The organism is Streptomyces sp. BA2, assembly GCF_009769735.1.
Taxonomy (GTDB): domain Bacteria; phylum Actinomycetota; class Actinomycetes; order Streptomycetales; family Streptomycetaceae; genus Streptomyces.
Genome location: NZ_WSRO01000002.1, coordinates 1,129,913 through 1,152,316 on the forward strand (window position 1 = coordinate 1,129,913; position 22,404 = coordinate 1,152,316).

The 22,404-nt window shown below is 70.6% G+C and carries 23 protein-coding genes; 9 read left to right on the plus strand and 14 right to left on the minus strand.

What is annotated here, in order from left to right; translation table 11 throughout:
• Positions 1-35: 35 nt before the first annotated feature.
• Positions 36-668, minus strand: coding sequence for a TetR/AcrR family transcriptional regulator (locus tag E5671_RS07705; RefSeq protein WP_160503092.1), 633 nt, complete (start codon positions 666-668; stop codon positions 36-38).
• An 81-nt stretch (positions 669-749) separates the two neighbouring features.
• On the minus strand, positions 750-1,361 hold the full coding sequence (locus E5671_RS07710; protein ID WP_160503093.1) for a TetR/AcrR family transcriptional regulator: 612 nt from the start codon (positions 1,359-1,361) through the stop codon (positions 750-752).
• Between the two features lie 108 nt (positions 1,362-1,469).
• On the opposite strand from E5671_RS07710, the gene E5671_RS07715 reads away from it, so the two are divergent.
• Positions 1,470-2,963, plus strand: a complete 1,494-nt coding sequence (locus tag E5671_RS07715; protein WP_160503094.1) for a cytochrome P450 — start codon at positions 1,470-1,472, stop codon at positions 2,961-2,963.
• 89 nt (positions 2,964-3,052) lie between these two features.
• Positions 3,053-3,322 (plus strand): hypothetical protein, encoded by a 270-nt coding sequence (locus E5671_RS07720; protein WP_160503095.1) that lies wholly within the window; start codon positions 3,053-3,055, stop codon positions 3,320-3,322.
• On the opposite strand, the gene E5671_RS07725 is transcribed toward E5671_RS07720, so the two are convergent.
• Complete coding sequence (locus E5671_RS07725; protein WP_160503096.1) at positions 3,297-3,578, minus strand: hypothetical protein; 282 nt, start codon at positions 3,576-3,578, stop codon at positions 3,297-3,299. The two genes, E5671_RS07720 and E5671_RS07725, sit on opposite strands and share 26 nt — an antisense overlap.
• 65 nt (positions 3,579-3,643) lie before the next feature.
• A complete protein-coding gene (locus tag E5671_RS07730) occupies positions 3,644-4,213 on the minus strand; it encodes a TetR/AcrR family transcriptional regulator (protein WP_160510045.1) in 570 nt (189 codons plus the stop codon).
• Positions 4,214-4,427: 214 nt separating this feature from the next.
• On the opposite strand from E5671_RS07730, the gene E5671_RS07735 reads away from it, so the two are divergent.
• Positions 4,428-5,912 (plus strand): purine-cytosine permease family protein, encoded by a 1,485-nt coding sequence (locus E5671_RS07735; RefSeq protein WP_160503097.1) that lies wholly within the window; start codon positions 4,428-4,430, stop codon positions 5,910-5,912.
• Positions 5,913-5,972: 60 nt separating this feature from the next.
• Complete coding sequence (locus tag E5671_RS07740) at positions 5,973-7,625, plus strand: amidohydrolase (RefSeq protein WP_160503098.1); 1,653 nt, start codon at positions 5,973-5,975, stop codon at positions 7,623-7,625.
• Between the two features lie 12 nt (positions 7,626-7,637).
• Here E5671_RS07740 and E5671_RS07745 read toward each other — a convergent pair whose 3' ends face one another.
• The 7 genes from E5671_RS07745 to E5671_RS07775 all read right to left on the minus strand — a co-directional run bounded on the left by E5671_RS07745 (position 7,638) and on the right by E5671_RS07775 (position 16,629).
• Entirely contained in the window at positions 7,638-9,530 is a 1,893-nt protein-coding gene (locus E5671_RS07745; RefSeq protein WP_160503099.1) for a DUF2264 domain-containing protein, read from the minus strand.
• On the minus strand, positions 9,527-10,543 hold the full coding sequence (locus E5671_RS07750) for a hydroxyacid dehydrogenase (RefSeq protein ID WP_160503100.1): 1,017 nt from the start codon (positions 10,541-10,543) through the stop codon (positions 9,527-9,529). The genes E5671_RS07745 and E5671_RS07750 overlap by 4 nt, the downstream gene beginning before the upstream one ends.
• A 32-nt stretch (positions 10,544-10,575) precedes the next feature.
• Complete coding sequence (locus E5671_RS07755; protein WP_160503101.1) at positions 10,576-11,439, minus strand: carbohydrate ABC transporter permease; 864 nt, start codon at positions 11,437-11,439, stop codon at positions 10,576-10,578.
• Positions 11,436-12,407 carry a carbohydrate ABC transporter permease gene (locus E5671_RS07760; RefSeq protein ID WP_160503102.1) on the minus strand — a complete coding sequence of 324 codons (972 nt, stop codon included), beginning with the start codon at positions 12,405-12,407 and terminating at the stop codon, positions 11,436-11,438. Before E5671_RS07760 ends, E5671_RS07755 begins: the two co-directional genes overlap by 4 nt.
• 86 nt (positions 12,408-12,493) lie before the next feature.
• Positions 12,494-13,825 (minus strand): ABC transporter substrate-binding protein, encoded by a 1,332-nt coding sequence (locus E5671_RS07765; RefSeq protein WP_160503103.1) that lies wholly within the window; start codon positions 13,823-13,825, stop codon positions 12,494-12,496.
• Positions 13,826-13,916: 91 nt separating this feature from the next.
• Positions 13,917-15,011 carry a substrate-binding domain-containing protein gene (locus tag E5671_RS07770; protein WP_160503104.1) on the minus strand — a complete coding sequence of 365 codons (1,095 nt, stop codon included), beginning with the start codon at positions 15,009-15,011 and terminating at the stop codon, positions 13,917-13,919.
• A gap of 118 nt (positions 15,012-15,129) precedes the next feature.
• Positions 15,130-16,629, minus strand: a complete 1,500-nt coding sequence (locus tag E5671_RS07775) for a membrane-associated oxidoreductase (protein ID WP_160503105.1) — start codon at positions 16,627-16,629, stop codon at positions 15,130-15,132.
• A 134-nt stretch (positions 16,630-16,763) separates the two neighbouring features.
• Between E5671_RS07775 and rpmF the strand changes: the two genes are divergently transcribed.
• A complete protein-coding gene (gene rpmF / locus E5671_RS07780; RefSeq protein ID WP_160503106.1) occupies positions 16,764-16,934 on the plus strand; it encodes a 50S ribosomal protein L32 in 171 nt (56 codons plus the stop codon).
• Positions 16,935-16,939: 5 nt separating this feature from the next.
• A complete protein-coding gene (locus tag E5671_RS07785; protein WP_160503107.1) occupies positions 16,940-18,106 on the plus strand; it encodes a GTP-binding protein in 1,167 nt (388 codons plus the stop codon).
• Here E5671_RS07785 and E5671_RS07790 read toward each other — a convergent pair.
• From E5671_RS07790 to E5671_RS07800, 3 genes are all read right to left on the minus strand, one after another.
• Positions 18,095-18,331, minus strand: a complete 237-nt coding sequence (locus E5671_RS07790; RefSeq protein WP_160503108.1) for a hypothetical protein — start codon at positions 18,329-18,331, stop codon at positions 18,095-18,097. The genes E5671_RS07785 and E5671_RS07790 overlap by 12 nt on opposite strands.
• A 34-nt stretch (positions 18,332-18,365) precedes the next feature.
• Entirely contained in the window at positions 18,366-19,028 is a 663-nt protein-coding gene (locus E5671_RS07795; RefSeq protein ID WP_202121608.1) for a TNT domain-containing protein, read from the minus strand.
• A gap of 179 nt (positions 19,029-19,207) precedes the next feature.
• A complete protein-coding gene (locus E5671_RS07800) occupies positions 19,208-19,594 on the minus strand; it encodes an STAS domain-containing protein (protein ID WP_160503109.1) in 387 nt (128 codons plus the stop codon).
• 420 nt (positions 19,595-20,014) lie between these two features.
• On the opposite strand from E5671_RS07800, the gene E5671_RS07805 reads away from it, so the two are divergent.
• From E5671_RS07805 to E5671_RS07815, 3 genes are read left to right on the plus strand one after another with little or no spacing between them, the layout of a single operon-like run.
• Positions 20,015-20,836, plus strand: coding sequence for a glutamate ABC transporter substrate-binding protein (locus tag E5671_RS07805; protein WP_160503110.1), 822 nt, complete (start codon positions 20,015-20,017; stop codon positions 20,834-20,836).
• A gap of 6 nt (positions 20,837-20,842) precedes the next feature.
• Positions 20,843-21,514, plus strand: a complete 672-nt coding sequence (locus tag E5671_RS07810) for an ABC transporter permease subunit (RefSeq protein ID WP_160503111.1) — start codon at positions 20,843-20,845, stop codon at positions 21,512-21,514.
• Entirely contained in the window at positions 21,511-22,389 is an 879-nt protein-coding gene (locus E5671_RS07815; protein ID WP_160503112.1) for an ABC transporter permease subunit, read from the plus strand. Before E5671_RS07810 ends, E5671_RS07815 begins: the two co-directional genes overlap by 4 nt.
• Positions 22,390-22,404 lie beyond the last annotated feature (15 nt).

Here is a 22,404-nt window from a genome sequence, read left to right on the forward strand (position 1 = left end):
TCGGTGTGCGCCGTCGGCGTGGTCACGCCGACGCTCTACGCCTCGGCCGTGCAAGCCTTGGGCGGCAGGCCCAGCAGGCCCCGCACCGCCCTTTCGATCAGTTCGACGTCGTGCGGTGCGTGCCCGGCGACGCTGCTCACCAGGCCTTCGAGGGTGCCGAGATAGGCGGACGCGACCTCATGGGGAGGCGGCCCGGGAGGGATCGCGCCGCTCTCCCGGGCGGCGGCGATCCGTTCGGTGCATTCCGCGGTGAGCCGGTCGATCACCTCGGTGAGCGCGCGGCCGACCGCGTGGTCCTGCCCGGAGAACTCCACCGACAGAGCCCTCATTACGTCGGCCACGTCACGGCGGCAGTACACGGCGTGGCCCCGGGCCATCACGAGCAGCGCGTCGACGGGATCGGCCTCTTCGGCGGCAGGACCGCCCACTTCGGCGGCCCAGGTCTCCTCGACCCACTTCACCACGGCCAGTGCGAGGTCTTCCTTGTTGGCGAACAGGTGGTAGAGGGCGCCACGTGTGTAGCCCGCGTCGGCCGCCACCCGTTCGAGCGCCAAGTTGCCGTATCCGTACGTGGAAAGACCGCGGGCCGCCGACTCCAGCAGGGCGTTCCGAGTGCGGGCACGCCGGTCCGCCTGCTTCTCGCGGACACCTTCGCGCCGTGCCGTCATCGCCGCCCCGTCTCACATACAGACATGTATGTAGGTTAGTTGGAGACCGAGCGGTGCCGCAATAGGGACTGAGTGATCAGCTCACGGCGCGATCGCGCCCAGCAACGCCCTCGCGCACAGGTCCCGCACCTGTGCACGCGGCAGCAGCTCCGGCTCCTCAAGCCACTCCAGGCAGACGGTCACCATGAAGGCGAGCCAGCCGCGCACGGCCAGGCGCAGGGTCGGAAGGTCGTGGGGAGTGGACGCCGTTTCGGGGTCCGCGGCCAGGGCTTGGAGGATCTGGTCCTCGTGGGCCGCGAGGCCTTCGCGGTAGATCCTGCGGACCGTGGCGTCGCCCGTCTCCGCCGCCCGGTGGAACGCGCGAAAACCTTCGGCGTGCGACTCGACGTACGTGAGGAACGTGTCGAGGCCCGTGCCGATCTGGTCGCGGACCGGGACTCCGGGCACGGCCGCCGTCAGGCGCAGCATGCGTGTGCTCTCACGCTGCACCACGGCGGCGAAGAAGTCGCTCTTGGTCGGGAAATAGTGGTACAGCAGGCCGCGTGAGACGCCTGCGATCTCCGCCACCCGCTCGACCCACACGTCGTCGTACGGATTCTGGGCGAAGAGCCGCGCCCCTGCCGAGAGCAGCTGTTCCTTGCGCTCCTCGGTGCTGAGTCTGCGGCGCGTGCGCTCCTGCGGGTTCGCGACCATGGGAGCACCTTACTTGACGTGGATTCAACAGCGGGACCAGACTGAAGTCCTTATTGAATTCGTGTACAACAGGCTCAACGGGTCTGCGGCACAAGGGAGATGGCACACATGGCGCAGGTCTCGCAGGCATCGCAGATATCACAGACATCGCAGGTGGCGGAGGGTGCGGAGGCTCCTCCCAAAGGGTTTCGCAGCGCCGAGCTCGGGTGGCCGCGCCTCGATCTCATCCCGCATCCCCCGCGCCGCCTGCCCCTGGTCGGCGACGTCCTGGGCGCCAACGTCCGTACGCCGGTGCAGGATTCGATGCGCATCGGCAGCGGGCTCGGGCCCATCTTCCGCCGCAAGGCGTTCGGCAAGGAGATCGTCTTCGTCTGGGGCGCCGAGCTCGCCGCGGAACTGGCCGACGAGTCGCGCTTCGCCAAGCACGTGGGTCTGGGTGTCGCCAACCTGCGGCCGGTGGCGGGCGACGGCCTGTTCACCGCGTACAACCACGAGCCCAACTGGCAGCTGGCGCACGACATACTCGCCCCGGGCTTCAGCCGGGACGCGATGGCCGGCTACCACCCGCTGATGCTGGACGTCGCCCGGCAGCTGACCGCCCGCTGGGACGCGAGCGAGCAGACGGGCAGGGCCGTTGACGTGCCCGGCGACATGACGAAGCTGACCCTGGAGACGATCGCCCGCACCGGATTCGGGCACGACTTCGGCTCCTTCGAGCGGTCACGGCCGCACCCCTTCGTGTCGGCCATGGTCGGCACGCTCTCCTACGCCCAGCGCCGCAACGTCGTGCCGCCCGCCCTGGCCCCGCTGCTACTGCGCGGCGCCACCCGGCGCAACGCCGCCGACATGGCGTATCTCAACCGCACCGTCGACGACGTGGTCGCGGCCCGCCGCGCCGCACCGGGCCCCGGCGACGGCGATCTGCTCGACCGGATGCTGGAGGTCGCCCACCCCGACACCGGCGAGCGGCTCTCCGCGGAGAACATCCGCCGTCAGGTCATCACCTTCCTGGTCGCCGGGCACGAGACGACCTCGGGCGCCCTGTCGTTCGCGCTGCACTATCTCTCGCGCTCCCCCGAAGTCCTTGCCCGCGCCCAGGCCGAGATCGACGAGATCTGGGGCGACGCACAAGAGCCCGCGTACGAGCAGGTCGCCAAGCTCCGCTATCTGCGGCGGGTCCTGGACGAGTCGCTGCGGCTGTGGCCGACCGCGCCCGCCTTCTCGCGCCAGGCCCGGCACGACACGACGATCGGCGGTGTGCACCCGATGCGCGAGGGGGCCTGGGCGCTCGTCCTCGCCACGCTGCTGCACCGCGATCCGGCGGCGTGGGGCGAGCGGCCCGACGAGTTCGACCCCGACCGGTTCGCCCCTTCGGCGGTACGCGCGCGGCCGGCCCACGTCTTCAAGCCGTTCGGTACGGGCGCGCGGGCCTGCATCGGCCGTCAGTTCGCGCTGCACGAGGCGACCTTGGTGCTCGGACTGCTCCTGCGCCGCTACGACCTGCACGCCGACCCCGGCTACCGCCTGCGGGTCGTCGAGCGTCTCACGCTCATGCCGGACGGCCTCACGCTGCGGCTCACCCGCCGCGCCAGCGCCGCGTAGAGCTCGATTGTCAGACCCGTGCGCAAGAGTGGAGGGTCCACCGGTGCGAGCCATCGGTCCGTCCGACCACGCGCAGAGGAGCTTTCGACATGACCAGCACGCCGACCCCGGAACTGGCCGCCGCCCAGGCCTGCTTGCGGCTGCTGCACACCGCACGTGCCGCGCTGTCCGGCCCCTCACCGGCCGCGGCGGCCCCGCTGCTCGCGGGGCCCATGGCGGAGGCGGACGAAGCGCTGCGCCGCGCGGGCCTGACGGGCAACGAGGCCGAGCTCCTGAACAGGATCTACGACCTCGAACCCGACCGCCCCGATCCCCGGGCGTGCCCCGCTTCGGCTAGTTCGGCTCGATCGATTCCATAGGCTCCTCGGGCCCCGCCGGTTCCTTCGGCTTCCAGGTGAACTTGTCGCCGCCCACCCAGCGCACCAGATCCGGGTCGTCCACGTCGTGCACGACGACGCCCGCCTGAGCGGCCACCTCCAGGACGTCGACAAGCTCCCTGGCCTCGCCCACCACCTCGCCGTCGAGCTCCACGATGCGGAAGGGCGGCCGGCCGGGGTTGACGCCAAGGACCGTGATCCGAGGGTTCGCCATATAGAGGTACGCGCTTTCGGTCATGTCTGGAGGCTTCCACGCTCCGGCCCCGTCATGACCATCACGACCTGCCCGTTCGGCCGCTCGGGCTACGTACCGGTCGCCTCGGGGCGCCCGACGAGCCGCTCGGCCGCCGAGCGCGCGGAGGCGAGCGCCCCCTTGCGGTCCGCGCCGCGCTGCCCGAGGACGACACGGGTGCTCAGGCCGTCGAGGAGTGCGAGGAGTTCACCGGCGCGGGCCGCGGCGTCGTCCACCGCGAAGGCCTCCTGAGCCGCGCCCTGGGTGAGCAGGGTCTCCAGATCCGCCTGCCAGCCGAGGTCGAGATCGTCCTGGGCCGTGCGGAGCGGCGCGTTGGCACCGGCGCGCGCCCACAGCTCGATCCAGAGCATCCAGCGGGGGTCGCGCGGCCCCTTGGGCAGATACATCCGCAGGAAACGGTCGAGCTTGCGTGCGGGTGCCGCCCGGCCCGCGAGCAGCGCGCGCCGCTCCTCGGTGAGCGCGGCCTCGCTCCAGCTCAGCGCCTCAAGGAGCAGGCGGTCCTTGCTGCCGAAGTAGTACAGGATGTGGCCGCCGCTGGTGCCGAGGCGCTCGGCGAGCGCGGACATGGTGAGGGCGGCGAGGCCGTTCTCGGCGATCGCCGTCATCGCCTCCTCCAGCATCCGGTCCCGCGCGACCTGCCCGTCCCGCCGTCGTGCCACGCCTGCTCCCGTTCCGGTCCCCGCGTCCTGCTCCACCCGCCGACCTTATCCCCGCTGCCCGCGGCTGATTTCCCGCGGGGTCTTGACGGCTCCCCGGCCCGTGGCGCATTTTGAATGCCGTTCTAGGTCATAGAACGGCATTCAAAGTCTGGGTGCCGGAGAGTGAGGTGCCCGCATGACGCAAGAGGCCCCGGGTTCCGCCGGAACGAAGACCACCGGAACGAAGACGGCCGGAACGAAGACCACCGGAACGACCTCCGCCGGGATCGGCACGGGCGTCACCAGCGACGAGGTGTTCCGGGTCGAGACCCACGGCATCGATCCGATCCCGGACGAGGACCGGCACGGCAGCGCCAGGGATCTGTTCTGGCTCTGGTTCGGCTCCAACCTGACCTTCACCTACGTCATCAACGGCGCACTCGCCGTCAGCTTCGGCCTCAGCTTCTGGCAGGCCACCGCCGTGGTCGTGATCGGCGGGCTCTCCTTCTTCGTCATCAGCGCGGCCGGCCTCAGCGGCATCCGCACCGGCACCGCGACCCTCGTCATCTCGCGCGCCGCCTTCGGGGTTCTCGGGAACTTCCCCGCCGGGCTGCTCAACTGGGTGGTGTCCATCGGCTACACCATCGTCAACACGGTGGTCGGCACGCTCGCCCTCGAAGCCCTCTTCACCGACCTCGGCTGGTCGGGCGGGGACGCCGCGCGCGCCCTCGCGCTCGCGGTGACCCTCGCCATGACCTTCGCCGTGGCCATGTGGGGACATGCCACCGTGCAGCTCGCCGAGCGCTGGATGGCGTACGTGCTGGCCGCCGGCTTCGGGGTGCTGCTCGTCTTCGTGCTGCCCGACGCCGAGTTCGGTGCGGCCGGGGGCGGTGGGGCGGGCTTCTCCGGCTGGACCCTCGCGTTCGTGGTGATGCTCGCGGGGCCGTTCTCGTATCTGCCGATGCCCGCCGACTACACCCGCTATCTGCCGCGGGACACCTCGCTGCGCTCGATCACCGTCAGCGGCGCGCTGGGCGGTCTCGTCTCCTCCGTGGCGCTCGGTGTCGCGGGCGTCGCGGCCGCCACGCAGGCCGACATGACGGATACGGTCGCGGGAGTGGAGAAGCTGCTTCCGGGGTGGTTCCAGCCGGTGTTCCTGCTGCTGGTGCTCGGCGGCTCGGTCACCAACTCGATCCTCACGCTCTACTCCTCAAGCCTCAACCTCCAGGTGCTCGGCATCCCTTGGAGCCGGGCGAGGGCCATCGTCATCAGCATCGTCGTGACGGCACTCGGCTCGCTCGGCGCGCTGTTCCTGACCGACTTCACCGAGTCGCTGCTCAGCTTCCTCTCCCTCCTGATCATCGTGTTCGCGCCGTGGGGCGGCGTGTTCCTCGCCGACATGCTCCTGCGGCGCTGCCGGTACGACACCGAGGCCCTGCACACCACCGGCCGCGACGGGGCCTACTGGTACCGGGCCGGGGTCCACCCCGCCGGGATGGCCGCCCTGGTCACCGGGATGGCCTTCGCCGCGCTGACCTGCGACTCGGAGCTGTGGACAGGGCCGCTGGTCGCGCCGCTCGGCGGCGGTGATCTCACCCTCCTCGGCTCGGTCGTCGCCGGACTCACGTACTGGGCGCTGGCCCGCCGCAGTGTTCGCGCTTCTCCGTCCGCCTCCGCTTGAGGCACGCCTCACCCCTCGGATCACCCGTACTACCCGTACCGCCCCAGGAGTTCACCTCTCATGACCAGCACCACCCCCAGGCCCGCGGATCTCGTCCTGCGCAACGCCCGCATCCACACCGTCGACCCGGACCTCCCCTGCGCCGAGGCGCTCGCCGTCCTGGACGGGCGCATCGCATGGCTCGGGCCCGACACGGAAGCGGACTCCTGGACCGGCGAGGGCACACGGGTCGTCGACGGCGGCGGGCGCCTGGTCCTGCCCGGCTTCATCGACGCCCACAACCACGTGCGCCTCGGCTCCGACGACGCCTGCGTACAGCTCGCCGGTGCGCGCACCCTCGACGAGATCCACGACCGCATCCGCGCCTGGCGCGCCGAGAATCCCGGCGCCGACTGGATCGAGGCAGAGGCGTTCGACTACTCCGCGATCCCCGGCGGCCGTATGCCGAACGCCGCCGACCTCGATCCCGTCACCGGCGACACCCCGGCCTTCGTCCTGAGCTACGACGTCCACACCGCCTGGCTCAACACGGCAGCCCTGCGCCGACTCGGCGTCGACCGCGACCGTACGTCGCTGCCGTTCGGCCGCGCCGAGACCGACCCGGCGACGGGCGAACCCACCGGCTTCATCAAGGACTTCGCGGTCAAGGGGCTCTCCCGCGACGGGCACCGCGCCCTGCGCGAGCTCGGCCTGCCATGGGCCTCACCCGACCGGCAGTACGGGCGCCTCGCCAAGAGCCTCGACGACGCGATCGGCTTCGGCATCACCACGGTCGTCGAGCCGCAGAACTCCCTGGACGACCTGGAGCTTTTCACCCGCGCCCGCGCGGAGGGACGGCTGCGTTCGCGCATCGTCGCCGCGCTCTTCCATCCGCGCGGCACGTCCGACGCGGACCTGGACGACTTCGCGGACGCCGCACGGCGGTTCGCGGACGACCGGCTGCGGGTCGGGCCGCTCAAGCTCTACATCGACGACGTCGTCGAGCCCCGCACGGCCGCGCTCCTGGAGCCCTACTCGGGATGCAGGCGGCACCGGGGCGACACGTTCTACCCCGCGCACGAGTTCGCGGAACTGCTCGCGAAGCTGGACGCCCGCGGCTTCCAGTGCTTCGTGCACGCCACCGGTGACCGGGGCATCCGCACGGTCCTTGACGCCGTCGAGCACGCCCGCGCCCTCAATGGTCCGCGCGACGCCCGCCACCAGGTCGTGCACGTCGAGTGCCTGGACCCCGCCGACACCCCGCGCTTCGCCGAACTCGGTGTCGTGGCCTGCATGCAGCCGCGCCACTGCGCCCCCGAGATCGCGGGCCCCGGCCAGGACTGGGCCGAGAACATCGGCGCCGACCGGTGGCACAAGGCCTGGCCGATGCGGAGCCTGCACGAGGCGGGGGCGGTCCTCGCGCTCTCCAGCGACTGGAACGTCGCCGAGATGGACCCGATGGCGGGCATCTACACCGCCCTCACCCGCCGCCCCCTCGGCGGCGGCGAAGCCTGGCAGCCCGACGAGACGCTCGACGTGGAGACGGCCGTCCACGGCTACACGATGGGCTCCGCGTACGCCAACTTCCTTGAGGACGACCGGGGTTCGCTGACCGTGGGCAAGCTGGCCGACTTCGTCGTGCTGTCGCGGGACATCCTGCGGGCGCGTCCCGAGGACATCCCGGGAACGAGGGCCGATGTCGTGGTGGTGGGCGGGGTGGTGACGGTGGAGTAGCCCAGGCGCTGTTCAGCCGTGCTCCACCCCCAGCGGCTCGAAGGCGATCCGGGTCACGGACCCGTCATCCGTCCACCGCACCTCCACGGCGTCCTCCGTCACGCCCACCACGGTGGCCGCGTCCGCCAAAGGCGCGGGGTCCGGTTCCGCGGTGAGCGTGGCCAGAGCCGCGTACACGGCCGTGCCCTCCGCCTCGGCCGTGAGGCGCGGCAAGCGGGCCCACCGGGTGAAGGCCGTGCCCTGGGGTGCGCGCTGTTCGTCCCGGCCGGTCCAGCCGTGCAAGGCGTGGAGCGCGGAGAGCAAGGGCTCCTCCGGGCCTGTTGCCCAGCCCGTGTGGGTGACGCGGGCTCCGCGCGGTGCGCCGACGACGCGGTGCACGCGCAACTCGTGGCGGCCCTTGGCCACTGTCACGCTCTCCACGCGCAGGCCCGGCACCATGGGCGGGCCGCTCACGAAGGCGGGGGTGTGCCGGGACGCCGCCCAGCCCCAGCCCTCGCCCTGACCGGCGCCCAGCGGATGGATGCGGGTGCGGGCGCTGCGGATCCCCGCCACCTCCACCGCGATGTGGTTGTCCGAAGTGTTGTCGCGTGCCGTGGGGCCGGTCCGCGTGGAGTAGGCCTGGCGGGCGTAGAGCGGGTCCTCGTGGGCCGCCGACTCGGCCTCGTGCGGGCGCGCGTGGTCACTGCCGTGGTTGTGCAGCCGTACGATCCCGTCGGCGCGGGTGCTCTGCACGAGGAGGCCGGGCGCGCGCAGCGCGAGGACCGTGTCGTGGCTCTCGCTGGGCGCGGGTTCCTCCGTGGCGGTCCACAGGGGGTGGCTCGCAGGTGCCAGGAGGCCGACGAAGGCCTTGGACGCCCAGTACGGCGACGCGGGACCTGAGTAGGGCTGGAGGCTGGCGTCGTGCGGGCCGTGCCAGCCGAGGGTGAGCAGTCCGTCGGCGCTCACGGAGCCGCGGTCGAGGAAATAGCGCAGCGAGCCGCTGATCAGGCGGCGCGAGGCGCCGGGGCTCAGGGGCGTGTGGCCGGTGAGCGCGCCGAGGGCCACGGACGCGCCCGCGGCGAAGCGGTAGGTCAGGGAGCGGCCGAAGTGGATCGGGGCGCCGTCGGCTCCGAAGAGCAGCCCGAAGCTCTCCAGGTGCTCGTGCAGGCGGGCACCGTGCCGAGCCAACTCATCCGAGTTGCCCGCCAGTTGGGCGTCCAGCGTCGGATACAGGTGCAGCGCCCAGCCGTTGTAGTGGTCGAAGGCACGGCCGTCCCCGTCGGCGTACCAGCCCTGGCCGCGGTACCAGCTCTCCAGGAGTTCGAGTGCCCGCTCGCGCGCCCTTGCCGTCTCCGCGTCGCCACGGCCCACCGACTCCAGGAATCCTGCCACGGTGTAGGGGAAGAGGTACCAGTTGTTGGGCGCGGGGACATGACGTATCGCGCCGCGCAGCCACTCTTCCGCCCGGTCCTGTACGCCGCTGTCGAGCCGGTCCCACAGCCAGGGGCGGGTCAGCCGCAGGCCGAGGGCGACGGACGCGGACTCGACCATCGGCTGGCCCTGGATGTTGTGGTCCAGGATCAGCGGCCACGACTCGGCGTCGTCGTGGCCCGGCGTGCGTGTGCCCGCCGCGAGGCCTTCCGCGTACCGGTCGAGCCAGCCGTGCGGGTCCTTGCCCTCGGCGCCCGCCACGCGGAACGCGGCGGCGAGGAAGGTGCGTGCGTACCCCTCCAGGCCGTCCGACCGTACGCCCGACGCGGAGGGCCGCCCCGGCAGGTCGAGCAGGGCGCCGCGGGGTGTCGCCCACTGCCAGGCGGCGCCCAGGAGACCGTCGGCGGCGGCCTCCCAGTGCGCGCGCGTGTAGCCGGTGTGAGGGCTCGACTCCCGGTCTTCTTCGGGCAGTCCGGGCAGTCCGGGGGTGCTCATGCGAGGTAGGCCAGCCTTTCGCGTCGTACGGCATGGGCGAAACCGTCGCCCGCGGCCCAGCGGCCGAGCTCGGCGACGGCGAGGTCGGCGAGACGCCCCCACTCGTTGCCCTGCGAGCCGGCGAGGTGTGGGGTGATCATGACGTTGTCGCACTCCCACAACGGGTGTTCCGGGGGCAGGACTTCGGGGTCGGTGACGTCGAGGACGGCACGGACACGGCCGGCAAGGGCGGCTTCGGTGAGGGCGTCCTGGTCGAGGACCGCGCCGCGGGCCGTGTTGATGAGCACCGCCTCGTGGCGCATCGCGGCGATCAGCTCACGGCTGACCAGGCCGCGGGTGGCGGGAAGCAGCGGAGTGTGGACGCTGACGACGTCGCTGCTCGCGAACAACTCCGCGATGCCGACCGGCCGTACGCCGAGTGCCAGGGCTTCCTCGTCGGAGACGTACGGGTCGTGCAGCAGGACCTGGAGGTCGTAGGGGCCCAGGAGTTCGATGACGCGGCGGCCGATCATCGAGGCGGAGAGGATGCCGACCGTGCGGCCGTAGTTGCCCACGCCGTGCGAAAGGCCGAGCCATTCGTCGCGGCGCCGGGTGGCCTTGAACTCCCGTGCCCGCTCCATGACGTTCTTACCGCTGAGCAGGATCATGGCGACGGTGTACTCGGCGACGGGCAGGGCGTTGGCCGCGGCGGCCGACGACACCTCGATGCCGCGGTCCCAGCACTCCGGGGTGATGTGGCCGCGTACGGAACCGGCGGTGTGCACGACGGCCCGCAGCCGGGGCGCCGCCGCGAGCGCTGCGGCATCCAGCCGCGGACAGCCCCAGCCCGTGACCAGGACCTCCACGCCCCGGAGCACGGAGCGTGCTTCCTCCGTGGTGAAGTCGTCCAGGACCGTGTCCGGCTCAAGATCGCAGACACGGCCGAGCGCGGCCAGGGCGTCGGGGCCGAGCACGGCCTTCGCCGCGTCCCGGGCCATGGCGAGCGCGGCACGCGGCCGGCGGCTGCCGTTCATCAACACATTCCCTTTCACATGGTTCACGTGGCTCACTTGACCGAGCCCGCGGTGAGGCCCGACTTCCAGAAGCGCTGCAGCAGTACGAAGGCGAGGATCAGCGGAAGGACCGCGAGCAGTGAACCAATGATCACCACGGGGTAGTACTCGGGCGAGACGGTCGCCGAGCTGTTCCAGGTGTAGAGGCCGAGGCTGACCGGGTACAGCTTCTCGTCCGAAAGCATCACCATGGGCAGGAAGAAGTTGTTCCAGATGGCGGTGAGCTGGAAGAGGAAGACCGTCACCAGGCCGGGGCCCAGCATCCGCAGGGAGACGCGCACATACGTGGTGAGTTCCCCCGCACCGTCCACCCGGGCCGCTTCGAGCACCTCGTCGGGCACGTATCCCTGGCTGAAGATCCGCCCCAGATAGACGCCGAACGGGTTGAAGAGGACGGGGATGAACACCGCCCAGAAGGTGTCGACGACACCCGTGGCCGAGGCCATCAGATACAGCGGAAGGGCGAGCACCGTCTGCGGCACCATCACCGCCGCAAGGACCAGGCCGAAGACCTTCTCCTTGTGGGGGAATCGGTACTTGTCGAAGGCGTAGCCGCAGGCCACGCTCACCAATGCGCTGATCGCGGCGCCCAGGACGGCGTACAGGAGGCTGTTGGTGTACCAGCGGCCGTAGAGACCGCCGTCCATCGCGAACAGGTCGCGCAGGTTCTGTACGAAGGAGAAGTCGGTCAGCGTGAAGAAGTTGCTGCTGAACAGCGCGTCGCGGTTCTTGGAGGCGGCGAGCACCAGCCACAGGACGGGCAGCAGGGTGTAGAGCACCGCGATGCCGACCACGGTGTTCACGGCGGCGCGGCCCAGGAGGCGGGGGCGGTGCGCGGTGAGGGTGTCGGCGCTCATCGTGCGGCCTCCTTCTGGGAGCGGTTGGTCCAGCGGGTGACGCCGTAGGAGAGGGCGACCGTGCACAGGAGCAGGATCACCGAAGCGGCGGCGGCCAGGCCGTAGTTGTTGCGGGTGAAGGCCGCGTCGTAGATGTACATGCTGGGCGAGAAGCGCGAGTTGATCATCGGGGACGACTGGCTGAGCAGCATGGGCTCGGTGAACAGCTGCATCGCCCAGATCAGGGTGAACATGGCGACCATGACGATCGAGGAGCGCACCAGGGGCGCCTTGACCTGGAGCGCCGTGCGCACGGGTCCGGCGCCGTCGACCACGGCGGCCTCGATCACTTCGCGGGGTACGGCCTGGAGTGCGGCGTAGAAGATCACCATGTTGTAGCCGAGGTTGCTCCACAGGGCGATGTTCACGATCGACGGGAGCACGGTGTTCACTCCGAGGAAGTCGATGTGGATGTCGCCCTTGGAGAGCACGTCGACGACCGGGCTCAGCCCCGGGGTGTAGAGGTAGAGCCAGATCAGGGCCGCGATGATGCCCGGCACCGCGTGCGGCAGGAAGAGCCCCAACTGGGCCCAGGCGCGCAGCCGTACGACGCCCGAGTCGAGCAGCAGGGCGAGCGAGAGGGCGCCGATCACCATCAGCGGGATGTAGATCAGGCAGTAGAGCGCGACCAGACCGAGGCTGCCGAGGAAGGTCGGGTCGGTGAGGACGGCCGTGTAGCTGCGCAGGCCGACGAAGACCGTGCGCTCCGAGCCGAAGCCGAGGCCGGGCTGGTCGTCGCTGAAGAAGCTCAGCCAGACCGCGGTGCCGACGGGTATCAGGAAAACCGTCACCAGCAGGATCAGGAAGGGGGTCATCAGGACGCCGCACGCCATGTGTTCACGGCGCCGCGCACGCGTGCGGGCGCGGCCGTCGGGGGCGGGGGCATCGGCGGTGCGGGTGGCGCGGGCCGGGGGCGCGGTCGTGGTCATCGGAGGTCACCTGCCTTTCTGCTGGTACTGGTACTGGTACTGGTCGGTGTACGGGGGCTTCTGTCGCGCCGGGGCGCTCGGGCCGGTCATGTGCTGTGCTCGGTGGTCGAGAGGCCGAGGGCTCTGAGGTCCGGCATGGTGCCGTCGTGCGCCGCGCGCACGGCGTCGAGCAGTGAGCCCTTGCCGCCGCCCGCGCGGGCGAAGCCGTCCTGCATCACCCTCTGAGTGGCGGTCATCCGCGGGCCCCAGATCCAGCCGTCGCGGATCGCCTCGGCCTGCTCCTCGAAGAGGCGGTAGATGTCCTGGCCCGAGTAGTAGGCGCGGTCGAAGGCCTTGCGGCCCACGGGAACCAGGTCGGGGACGGCCGGGTACTGGCTGCTGGTGCCGCTGGAGAGGCGGGCGCGCAGGGCGTCGGGGTGCGAGACCTGCCACTCGATGAACTCCATGGCTGCTTCGGTCTTTCGGCAGTCCTTGGTGACGGCGAAGGTGGAGCCGCCGTGAGTGCCGACGACGGGGTTCCCGGGGTCCCACTGCGGGAGCGGGGCTATGGCCCACTGGCCCTTCTGGCCGGGCCTGGCATTCATCTGGGCGCCCGCGTCCCAGGCTCCGCTGAGCCGGGTCAGGATCAGCCCTTCACTGAGCTGCGAGTCGTAGTGCCTGCTCTCGGTGGCGTTGACGAAGAGCAGCTCCTCGTCGATGAGCCGCTGCCAGTACGCGGCGGCCTTGCGGGTCGGGCGGTCCGTCAGCGAGACGTTCCAGGCGCCGTCGCGGGTGTCGAACCACTGGGCGCCCGCCTGCCATGCCCACGCGGCGAACTGGGTGCCGCCGTCGGTGGGGAAGACCGCGATCCGCCGGTCGCGTGCCTTGTCCCGCACGGTGCGGGCCGCATCGGCGAACTCGTCCCAGGTGCGCGGGACTTCGATCCCGTACCGGTCGAACAGGTCGGCGCGGTAGTGCAGCACCATCGGTTCGACGTCGAGCGGGACGGAGTAGACGCGCTTCTCGAAGGTGGTGAGGCCGAGGGCCTGCGGCAGCAGCTTGGCCCGCAGCCGGTCGCTGACGAGCGACGTGATGTCCCGGGCCACGCCGTCGATGGCGAAGCCGGGGACCTGGGGGTACTCGATCGTGGCGACGTCCGGGGCGTTGCCGGCCCGGGCGGCGTTGCTGAGCTTGGCGTATCCGCCCATGGCGCCGGACGGGATCTGCTGGAACTCGACCTGGATGCGGTCGTGGGACTTGTTGAACGCGTCGACCACTTCCTGGCTTCCGCGCAGTGCGGACCAGAACGTGATGCGTGTGGTGCCGCCCTTGCTGCTCGACGTGCGACCCGTGCTGCCCGAACAGGCGCTGAGAGCACCTGCCATGGGAACTGCGGCTGTCACGGTGAGCAGGGACCGGCGGCTCGGTCGACCAGGCATGGGTGCCTCCCGCGGCTCTTGTTCGGGACACGGGAATCCTGATCGCGTGAACGATGCCGGTCAATAGACCGATCAAAAGAAACTGAAGCGGTCAAACGATCCGAATGTTTGTGGTGGATCCCCGGACCTTGAGCTCCGGCAGCAGCTCCACGCGTTGCGTCGGCCCGGCGCCAGGACCCGCCAACTCGTGCAGCCTGCGCAGCAGTAGACCGGCCGCCGTCCGTCCCACCTCGTGCTTAGGCGGTGACACGGCGGTCAGCGGCGTACTGCCGAGCGCGGCCACCACGTCGTCGTACGCCACCACCGAGCAGTCCTGCGGCACCCGCACCCCGCGGTCCATGAGCTGTTGCACGAGCATCAGCGCGTCGACGTCGCCGTGCAGCACGGCGGCCGTGGCCCCGCGCTCGCGCAGCCGCGCCGCGAGGTCGAGCGGTTCGCGCACCCGCCCCGGCCCCGCGCCCGCGGCGCTGAGCATGACGCTCCAGTCCTCGATCTCGGGCCGGGAGGCGGCGATTTCGGCGAAGGCCGTACGCAGGGCGCGGGCCGTCGGGCTGTCGTCGCGGGCGGCCAGGACGATCCGCCGGTGACCGAGCCCGACGAGGTGGTCGACGGCGAGGTGGATGCCGTACCAGTGGTCGGTGCGGACCGAGTCCATGGCGTGCAGCGCGCTGCCCGCGCGTGGCCGCCGCTCCATCAGGACCGTGGGCACGCCCGAAGCAGCCAGCCAGGCGTAGTCCGCCTCCTCCTCGGCCTCCGTGCGCCAGCGCGGGGCGATGAGAAGCCCCCGCACACCTTCGGTCAACACCCGCTCGACCAGGGGCCGTTCGGCGCCCTCCACCTGCGGCGCGATGTGCAGGGCGACCCGCATGCCGGCCTCGCCAAGGACGCCACGGGCCCCGTGCATCGTCTCGTACAGGTAGGTGTGCCGCTCGGGCACCATCAGCGCCACGGCCCCGCCGCTCGCCACGGGTTCGGCGGGCGCGGGGCTCCGCTCCACGGGTCCGACCGAGCGCGCCACTCCGTGCCCGCGCCGCAACTTGCCCTCCTGGGCCAGGTCTTCGACATCCCGGCGCACGGTGATCACCGACACCTCGAGATCGTCGGCGAGATCGCTCAGCCGCGCCTCGCCACGCGACTCCACGACCGCGAGTATCCGCTGCCGCCTGACATCCCTCGGCTCCCGCATGCTGCCGGCCCCCTCGCGACGTACTCGTCAGGTGTTCGTTTGAGCGTTTCGCTGGAGGATATCGATCGTCGCCCCGCCTGTGTCCAGGTCGGCGATGTTCGTCGCGATGAGCGCTGGGTCACTGGCGGCTGAGGGAGCGGGTGATGCCGGCCGCGACCGTGGTGACGAGGACCCAGCCCGTGGCGACGAGCAGATACGAGAGCCACTGGTACCAGCCGTCCGGCGCGAAGGCCGCCTCCTGGCCGAAGCCGATGATCGGAATGAGCAGGTCGAGGGTGTAGAAGACGGGGTTGAAGTCGGGGGCCTCGTCGGACTTCAGCGCGGGCGGATGGTGCAGGGCGAAGGCGAGCGCGCCGGTGAGCAGCAGGACGAGCAGCCATCCTGCGGCGCGCATCGGCCGGAATCCATAGCCGACCGTCACGTCCTGGAGATGGCCCCAGATCCTGGTGTACGGGGGCAGGGTGCGCCGGTGGCGGCGGAGCTTGGCCAGCTGCACGGTGCGGGCGGCGGCCTCGTCGCCCACCGTGCGGTAGGCCGCGGCCAACTGCTCGTAGCCCTGCGGGAGATAGCCGCCCGCCTCGCGTTCGAGCAGCGGTAGCCGCTGCTCGGCGGGCAGGTGCGGGGCGAGCCTCTGGTACGCGAGGCCGTCGAGCTTGACCTGGCCGGGCCACACCTCCGGAGGGACGTGCAGCAGGTCGAGCTGGGAGCGGCGCAGGTTCACGGCGCCCTGGATCGGAGCGGCCTCCCGCAGCCACAGCTCGCCGATGACGCAGCTGCTGGCGCGCAGGGCCGTCGCGCCGGGGCGGGAGAGGCGGGCGTAGGCGAGGTTGACGTGCCGCGGGATTCTGGCGCCGCTCAGGTTGAGCTGGCCGTCGGCACGCAGCCGCATGGCCCGCAGATCGGTGCCGACCGACAAGGTCTCGGCGTGCAGGGCGACTTCACCGGGGGCGTTCAGTTCGGCGTCGTCGAGGTTGACCTGGCCTCCGACGTTGGCGCCGTTCAGCCGGATCTGGCCATGGGCCACCAGGCCGGGGGCCCATACGTCGGTGCCGATCACCGCGTGGTTCAGCTGCAGCACCGCTTCCGCGGTCGGTGCGGGGTCCGGTGCGGGCTCCGGGTCAGGTGTGGGCGGGGTGCCGAGTTCCGCGCCGTTGGCGAAGAAGGCCCCGGTGATCTGCGCGCCCGCGAGCCGCACGGGGCCCGTGATCCGGCAGCAGGTGATCCGCAGGTCCAGCTCGGCACGGAGGTTTCCCGCTCTCAGGCCCGGCAGGACCGAGTCGCTCAGGACCAGGGTGCGGACCTGGGCTCCGTACAGGTTCGGTGTCTCGTCGAAGTGGCAGGAGCGGAGTCGCAGGGGATGCTCGACCGTCCCGTACCTGAGGTCGAGGCGCCCGGTGACGCGCGCGCCGGTCAGCTTCATGCCGGTTATCTCGCCGTCCCGCGTCGGGCCGTTGAGCAGCAGCGCCCGCAGCACCTCGCCCCGCACCGTCCGCTCGGGCCCCCAGGAGCCACCGGCCGCGGGGTCGTCATCGGGGCTCTCGCGGAAGTCGACGCCGTCGCCGAGCGGGAACGCCTGCCAGACGCGGTGCTCCGCCGGTGTCAGGTCGGTGATCTCCATCGCCGGGATGCTGTCGCGGGCGGGTCAGGACTGTCAACCGTGGCTCGGACCCACTGACGCGCCCCCCCCAGTTCGAAATGGGATCCATTTTCATATAGCCTCGGCGTCGCACCACCGAGAGAGGACTCGAAACCATGGCCGTACCCAAGCGGAAAATGTCCCGCAGCAACACCCGTCACCGCCGCGCGCAGTGGAAGGCCACCACCCCGCAGCTCGTGCCGGTCACCGTCGACGGCTCCGCCTACCTGGTGCCCCAGCGACTGGCCAAGGCGTACGAGCGCGGCCTGCTGCGCCCCGAAGGCTGACGGACATGGCCGAGCGACTGCCGGTGACCGTCCTGTCCGGCTTTCTCGGCGCGGGCAAGACGACCCTGCTCAACCATGTCCTTGGCAACCGCGAGGGCCTGCGTGTCGCGGTGATCGTCAATGACATGAGCGAGATCAACATCGACGCCGCCCTCGTGCGCGGCGGCGAGGCCGCCCTCTCGCGCACCGAGGAACGCCTCGTGGAGATGACCAACGGGTGCATCTGCTGCACCCTGCGCGACGATCTCCTGGAGGAGGTCGACCGTCTTGCGCGAGCGGGCCGGTTCGACTACCTCCTCATCGAGTCCAGCGGCATCTCCGAACCGATGCCGGTCGCGGCCACCTTCGCGTTTCCGCGCGACGACGGCGCCACGCTGGGCGATCTGGCCCGCCTGGACACGATGGTGACGGTGGTCGACGCCGCGAACTTCCTGCCGGAACTGGCGGGTGGGGACGGCCTGGTCGAGCGAGGCCTCGATCAGTACGAGGAGGACGAGCGCACCGTCAGCGATCTGCTGATGGACCAGATCGAGTTCGCGGACGTCATCGTCCTGAACAAGATCGACCTCGTGGACCCGGAGAGCGCGGAGCGGCTCACCGCCACGCTCGCTCGCCTCAATCCGCTCGCCCGCGTCGTGACCGCGACCCACGGCCGCGTCGACCTCCCGCAGGTGCTCGGCACCGGCCTGTTCGACCTGGAGCGGGCACAGCAGGCGCCGGGGTGGGTGCGGGAGCTGAACGGTGACCATGTGCCGGAGACCGAGGAGTACGGGATCTCCAGCACCGTCTTCCGTGCCGGACTCCCCTTCCACCCGGGCCGGTTGTGGACCTTCGTAACGAAGGGTCTTGACAGCGGGACCTTCGGGGACGTGCTGCGGTCCAAGGGTTTCTTCTGGCTCGCCAGCCGCCCGAACGTGACCGGATTGTGGTCCCAGGCGGGGTCCGTGGCGCGCTTCGAACCGTCCGCGGCACGCGACGCGGGGGATCTTCAGGGGCAGGAACTGGTCTTCATCGGGACCGGGTTGCGCGCCGATTCCCTGCGGGCGGCGCTCGCCGGCTGCCTCATGGCCGAGGGCGAGAGCCTGCCGGTGGACGACCCGTTCCCCGCGTGGGACACGTACGGCATCGACGACGCCTGCGAGCACGAGGTCCTCGCCGTCTCACAGCAGTAGGCGCAGCAGCTGCGCGCAGGCCTCCCCCTCGTCCGTGTGCCGGGCGAGGGGGTGGTGCGCTCCGCGTTCGTACGTGCCGATCTCCCACGCCCGGCCGTCCTCGGTTCTCCGCAGGTAGACGAAGTCGGGGGGCGTGGGGGCCGGTTCGTGGACGCCCTCGATCCAGTAGTAGCCGTCGGCGACACCGGCTTCGCGCAGCGCGGTGGGCAGACCACGGATGTCCATCGGTGCCAGTCGTTCCCGGTTAGTCGTTCGCGGACTAGTCGTTCGCGGGCTCGAGGTAGCCGTGATCCAGCAGCCACTTCACGTTCAGGCGCTGGCCGTCGCCCGGGTCGAGGAACGCCGGGTCGAGCTTGATCTGCTGGCCGCCGCCGGGCTGCGCGAACCAGGGGGCGATACCGCCCTGCCAGACGTAGAAGGGCTTGCTCACCTCGTAGACGCGGTAGTCGCAGGCGACTGCGGCGTCACGGGTGTTGAGGTTCTGCGGGGGCAGCGCGCGCTCGGCGTAGGAGTCCCCGGCGGGGGCCAGGAACGAGCCGTACTCCGACCCGAAGCGGTCGAGGAGGTCACCCTTGTCCAGCTCCTCGGGGTGCTTGTCGACCTGGCCGTTGACCGTCTCGAAGCCGTCGTTCGGCGGGTACTTCCAGCTGCCCGATTCGGCAGGACCTTCCCAGTACTTCTTCAGGAAGGACGACGGCGAGAGGCCGCCCGTGCGCTTCCACCCCTTGAGCAGCGGACCGACCGGCTCCTGCCACTTCTTGGGCAGCCACTTCGGGCCGAGGCGGGCATCCTTGTGGAACTCTCCGGTGCAGGGCTCGCGCGGTGCCGAAGACGATGACGACCCGGCCGCCGACGCTGCCGGCTTCTGCTCCGCGGCCGCCGTCGCGGTGGGGGCGGCTGCCATCGCGGTCGCCACGCCCATCGCGGCCAGAACAGTACGGATCCGGATCACAGAACTGCGGTCCACTCAGCAACTCCTCGCGTATCCACGGGAAACGGAAACCAGCTCGCACACCGTATCCGAGCAGTGGCTCACAGTCGTCGACTTCCGTCGCAGCGAGACATAACCAGCCAGGTGGCACCTAGGGAGGGTCTGGACCTCTAGGCCGGCCTGTTCAGGTTGCCCTCGTGGTCGTCGGGCGCGTCCAGAGCGGCCGGCATGCTGTCCAGGACGGTGAAGCTGCGATCGAGCCGTGTGATGCGCAGAACCCGCCAGACGCGCGGACTGCTGCGGACCAGTCGCAGGGTGCGCCGTTTCGCGATGGTCCGGCCTTTGATGCGCACCAGCAGCCGCAGCCCGCCGGCGTCCAGGAAGGTCACCTGCCGCAGGTCCACCACCACGTCTGCGCCTGGCTGGTCCAGTAACTCCACTATGCGCGGCGAGAGTTCCTGATCCGCCCAGGCGTCCAGCTCACCGCGGAACGTCAGGATGATCGATCCGTCCACCACACGGTGGTGCAGCCCAAAGCCCGGGTCGGGCGTGCCCATGGTCCACCCCCCAATTCACTACACCCCGCATACGAAGAGTTACGACAACGCGAGCGGCGAGGCCCTGAGGCCGGCGCCCGACGCCGCCTGGGTCTGGGGCGGCACCGCGAATGGCATCTACATCTTGCCCGCTCAGGGCCAGTTCATACCTCAGGGTGGTAGCACCGGCCACCGCGCGGCGCATATTCGCGGTCGAACTACCGCAGTTACTCTCCGTATTTCACGCGCTGTGCGCGACATCGATCGTGCGCCGCGCCAGGGGGACGTAGACGCTCGGCACCACCTGGGCCTGCTGTTCGATCCGAGGCAGATGTCCGGATCGCGTCGTTGTGGCCGTAGTGCACCTGTGGGACGTTGACTGGTCTACGGGGTTCCGATCGAGCTCGACCAGCGGGGCGGCCCTGCGAGGGGGACGACCGGATGAGGCGTAGCAAAGGGGCCGCGGCCTTCGTCGCACTGGTGCTGACCGGTGGCGCCGCGGGGTGCGGTGGGTCGGACGGCGGCAAGGACGGGGACCGGCTGACCGTGGCGGTTCGTGATGACCTTCCGGGTATCGGGCTGCGGGGCCCCGACGGCGTGTACCGGGGCTTTGACATCGACGTCGCCACCTATGTCGCCGAGCAGCTCGGGGTACCGGAGGACCGGATCACCTGGAAGGCGACCGTTCCGGCCGAGCGCGAGAATCTGCTGGTACGCGGGGACGTGGACCTGGTGGTCGCGAGCTACTCGATCACCGACGAGCGCAAGCGGAAGGTCTCCTTCGCCGGGCCGTACTTCCTCGCCCACCAGGACCTGCTGGTCCGCGCCGACGACACGTCCATCAAGGACGCCGGGGACCTGAACTCCAGAAAGCTCTGCTCGGTCACCGGGTCCACGTCCGCGCAGAACGTGAAGGACGAGCTTGCTCCGAAGGCCGACCTCCAGGAGTTCAGTTCACCCACGGAATGCCTCACCGGCCTGGAGAACAAGGTCGTCGACGCGCTCACCAACGACGACGCGATCCTGGCCGGCTTCGCCGCGCAGCGCGCGCACCGCGGCAAGTTCAAACTCGTCGGCCTCCGGCTCAGCGACGAGCGCTACGGCATCGGCGTGGCCAAGTCCGACAGCGAACTGCGGGGCAAGGTCAACAAAGCACTGCGGAAGATGGTCTCCGACAAATCCTGGGACCGGGCGGTACGCAAACACTTCGGCCCCGCGCGCTTCGACTACGAACAGGCTCCGAAGATCACCGAGACCGGCTGAGGGCCCGTGGTCGGCCAGCTCCTGCAGCGCTACGACCTGCTCGGCGCCTTCTGGGTGACCATCCAACTGGCGCTGTACTCAGCGGTCGGGGCACTGACCTGGGGCACGCTCCTGACGGGTCTGCGGGTCAGCCCCGTGCCCCTGCTGCGGGCCTTCGCCGCCCTGTACGTCCACCTCGTACGCAACACTCCCCTGACCGTCATCATCGTCGCCACCTCGCTCGCCCTGCACCAGACCATGGGCGCGACGCTCGGCGGCGGCACGGCGAAGGAGACCGGGTTCCGTCTCGCGGTCCTGGGATTGTCCGCCTACACCGCCACCTTCGTCTGCGAATCGCTGCGCTCCGGCATCAACAGCGTGCCGGTCGGCGAGGCCGAGGCGGCCCGCTCACTGGGCCTGACCTTCCCGCAGGTACTGCGCCACGTCGTCCTGCCCCAGGCGTTCCGTGCCGTGGTGAACCCGCTGGCCACCGTGCTGATGTCGCTGACCAAGAACACCACGACGGCCGCCGCCATCGGGGTCGGCGAGGCCGCCCTGCTGATGAAGGAGATGATGGAGAACGAAAGCCACGCCATCTTCACCGTCTTCGCGGTCTTCGCCTTCGGGTTCGTCTGCCTCACTCTGCCCACCGGACTCCTGCTGGGCTGGATCAGCGCCAGAGTGGCGGTCCGGCGATGAAGGCACTCTCCGTCCTGTACGACTCCCCCGGCCCTCGCGCCAGACGCCGCTACCTGCTGTACTCCCTGCTCTTCCTCCTCGCACTCGGCGCCGCGGCCTGGTGGGTGCTCAAGCTGCTCGCCGACAAGAACCAACTGGCCGCCGAGAAGTGGGGCCCCTTCGTCGAAGACTCCCGGGTGTGGACCGAGTTCCTGCTGCCGGGCCTGCTCCACACCGTCCAGGCCGCCGCGCTCGCGCTGGTCCTCGCCCTGCCCCTGGGTGCCCTGCTGGGCATCGCGCGGCTCTCCGACCACGCGGTGCTCCGCCGGTCCGTGGGCGCACTGATCGACTGCTGCCGCGCCGTCCCTGTGCTGATGCTGATGCTCCTGGCGAACGAGGTGTACGCGCGGTTCAGCGACGTCACCCCGGAGATGCGCCCGCTGTACTCGGTCGTGACGGGCCTCGTCGTCTTCAACGCCGCCGTGCTCGCCGAGATCGTGCGCGCCGGGATCCTCGCCCTGCCCCGCGGTCAGAGTGACGCCGCACGCGCCATCGGGATGCGCAAGGGCCAGATCATGGCGTCCGTACTGCTGCCCCAGGGGGTCACCGCGATGCTGCCCGCCCTCACCACCCAGCTCGTGGTCATCGTCAAGGACACCGCGCTCGGCGGAGAAATGCTGGCGTTCGACGAACTGCTCCACCAGGTCCGCCTGATCTCCGCGAACTACGGCGCCAACACCATTGCGTCCTTCACCGTCGTCGCCCTGCTCTTCATCGCGCTGAACCTGCTGCTCACCACCCTCGCCGCCCGCACCGAGTCCTGGGTGAGGCGCAGCAGGAAGAGCACGGGAGCAACGGTCACCACCAGCCCCGCGGGGCGCGCCCCGCTCGCCTGACCCACACGGCCCGGT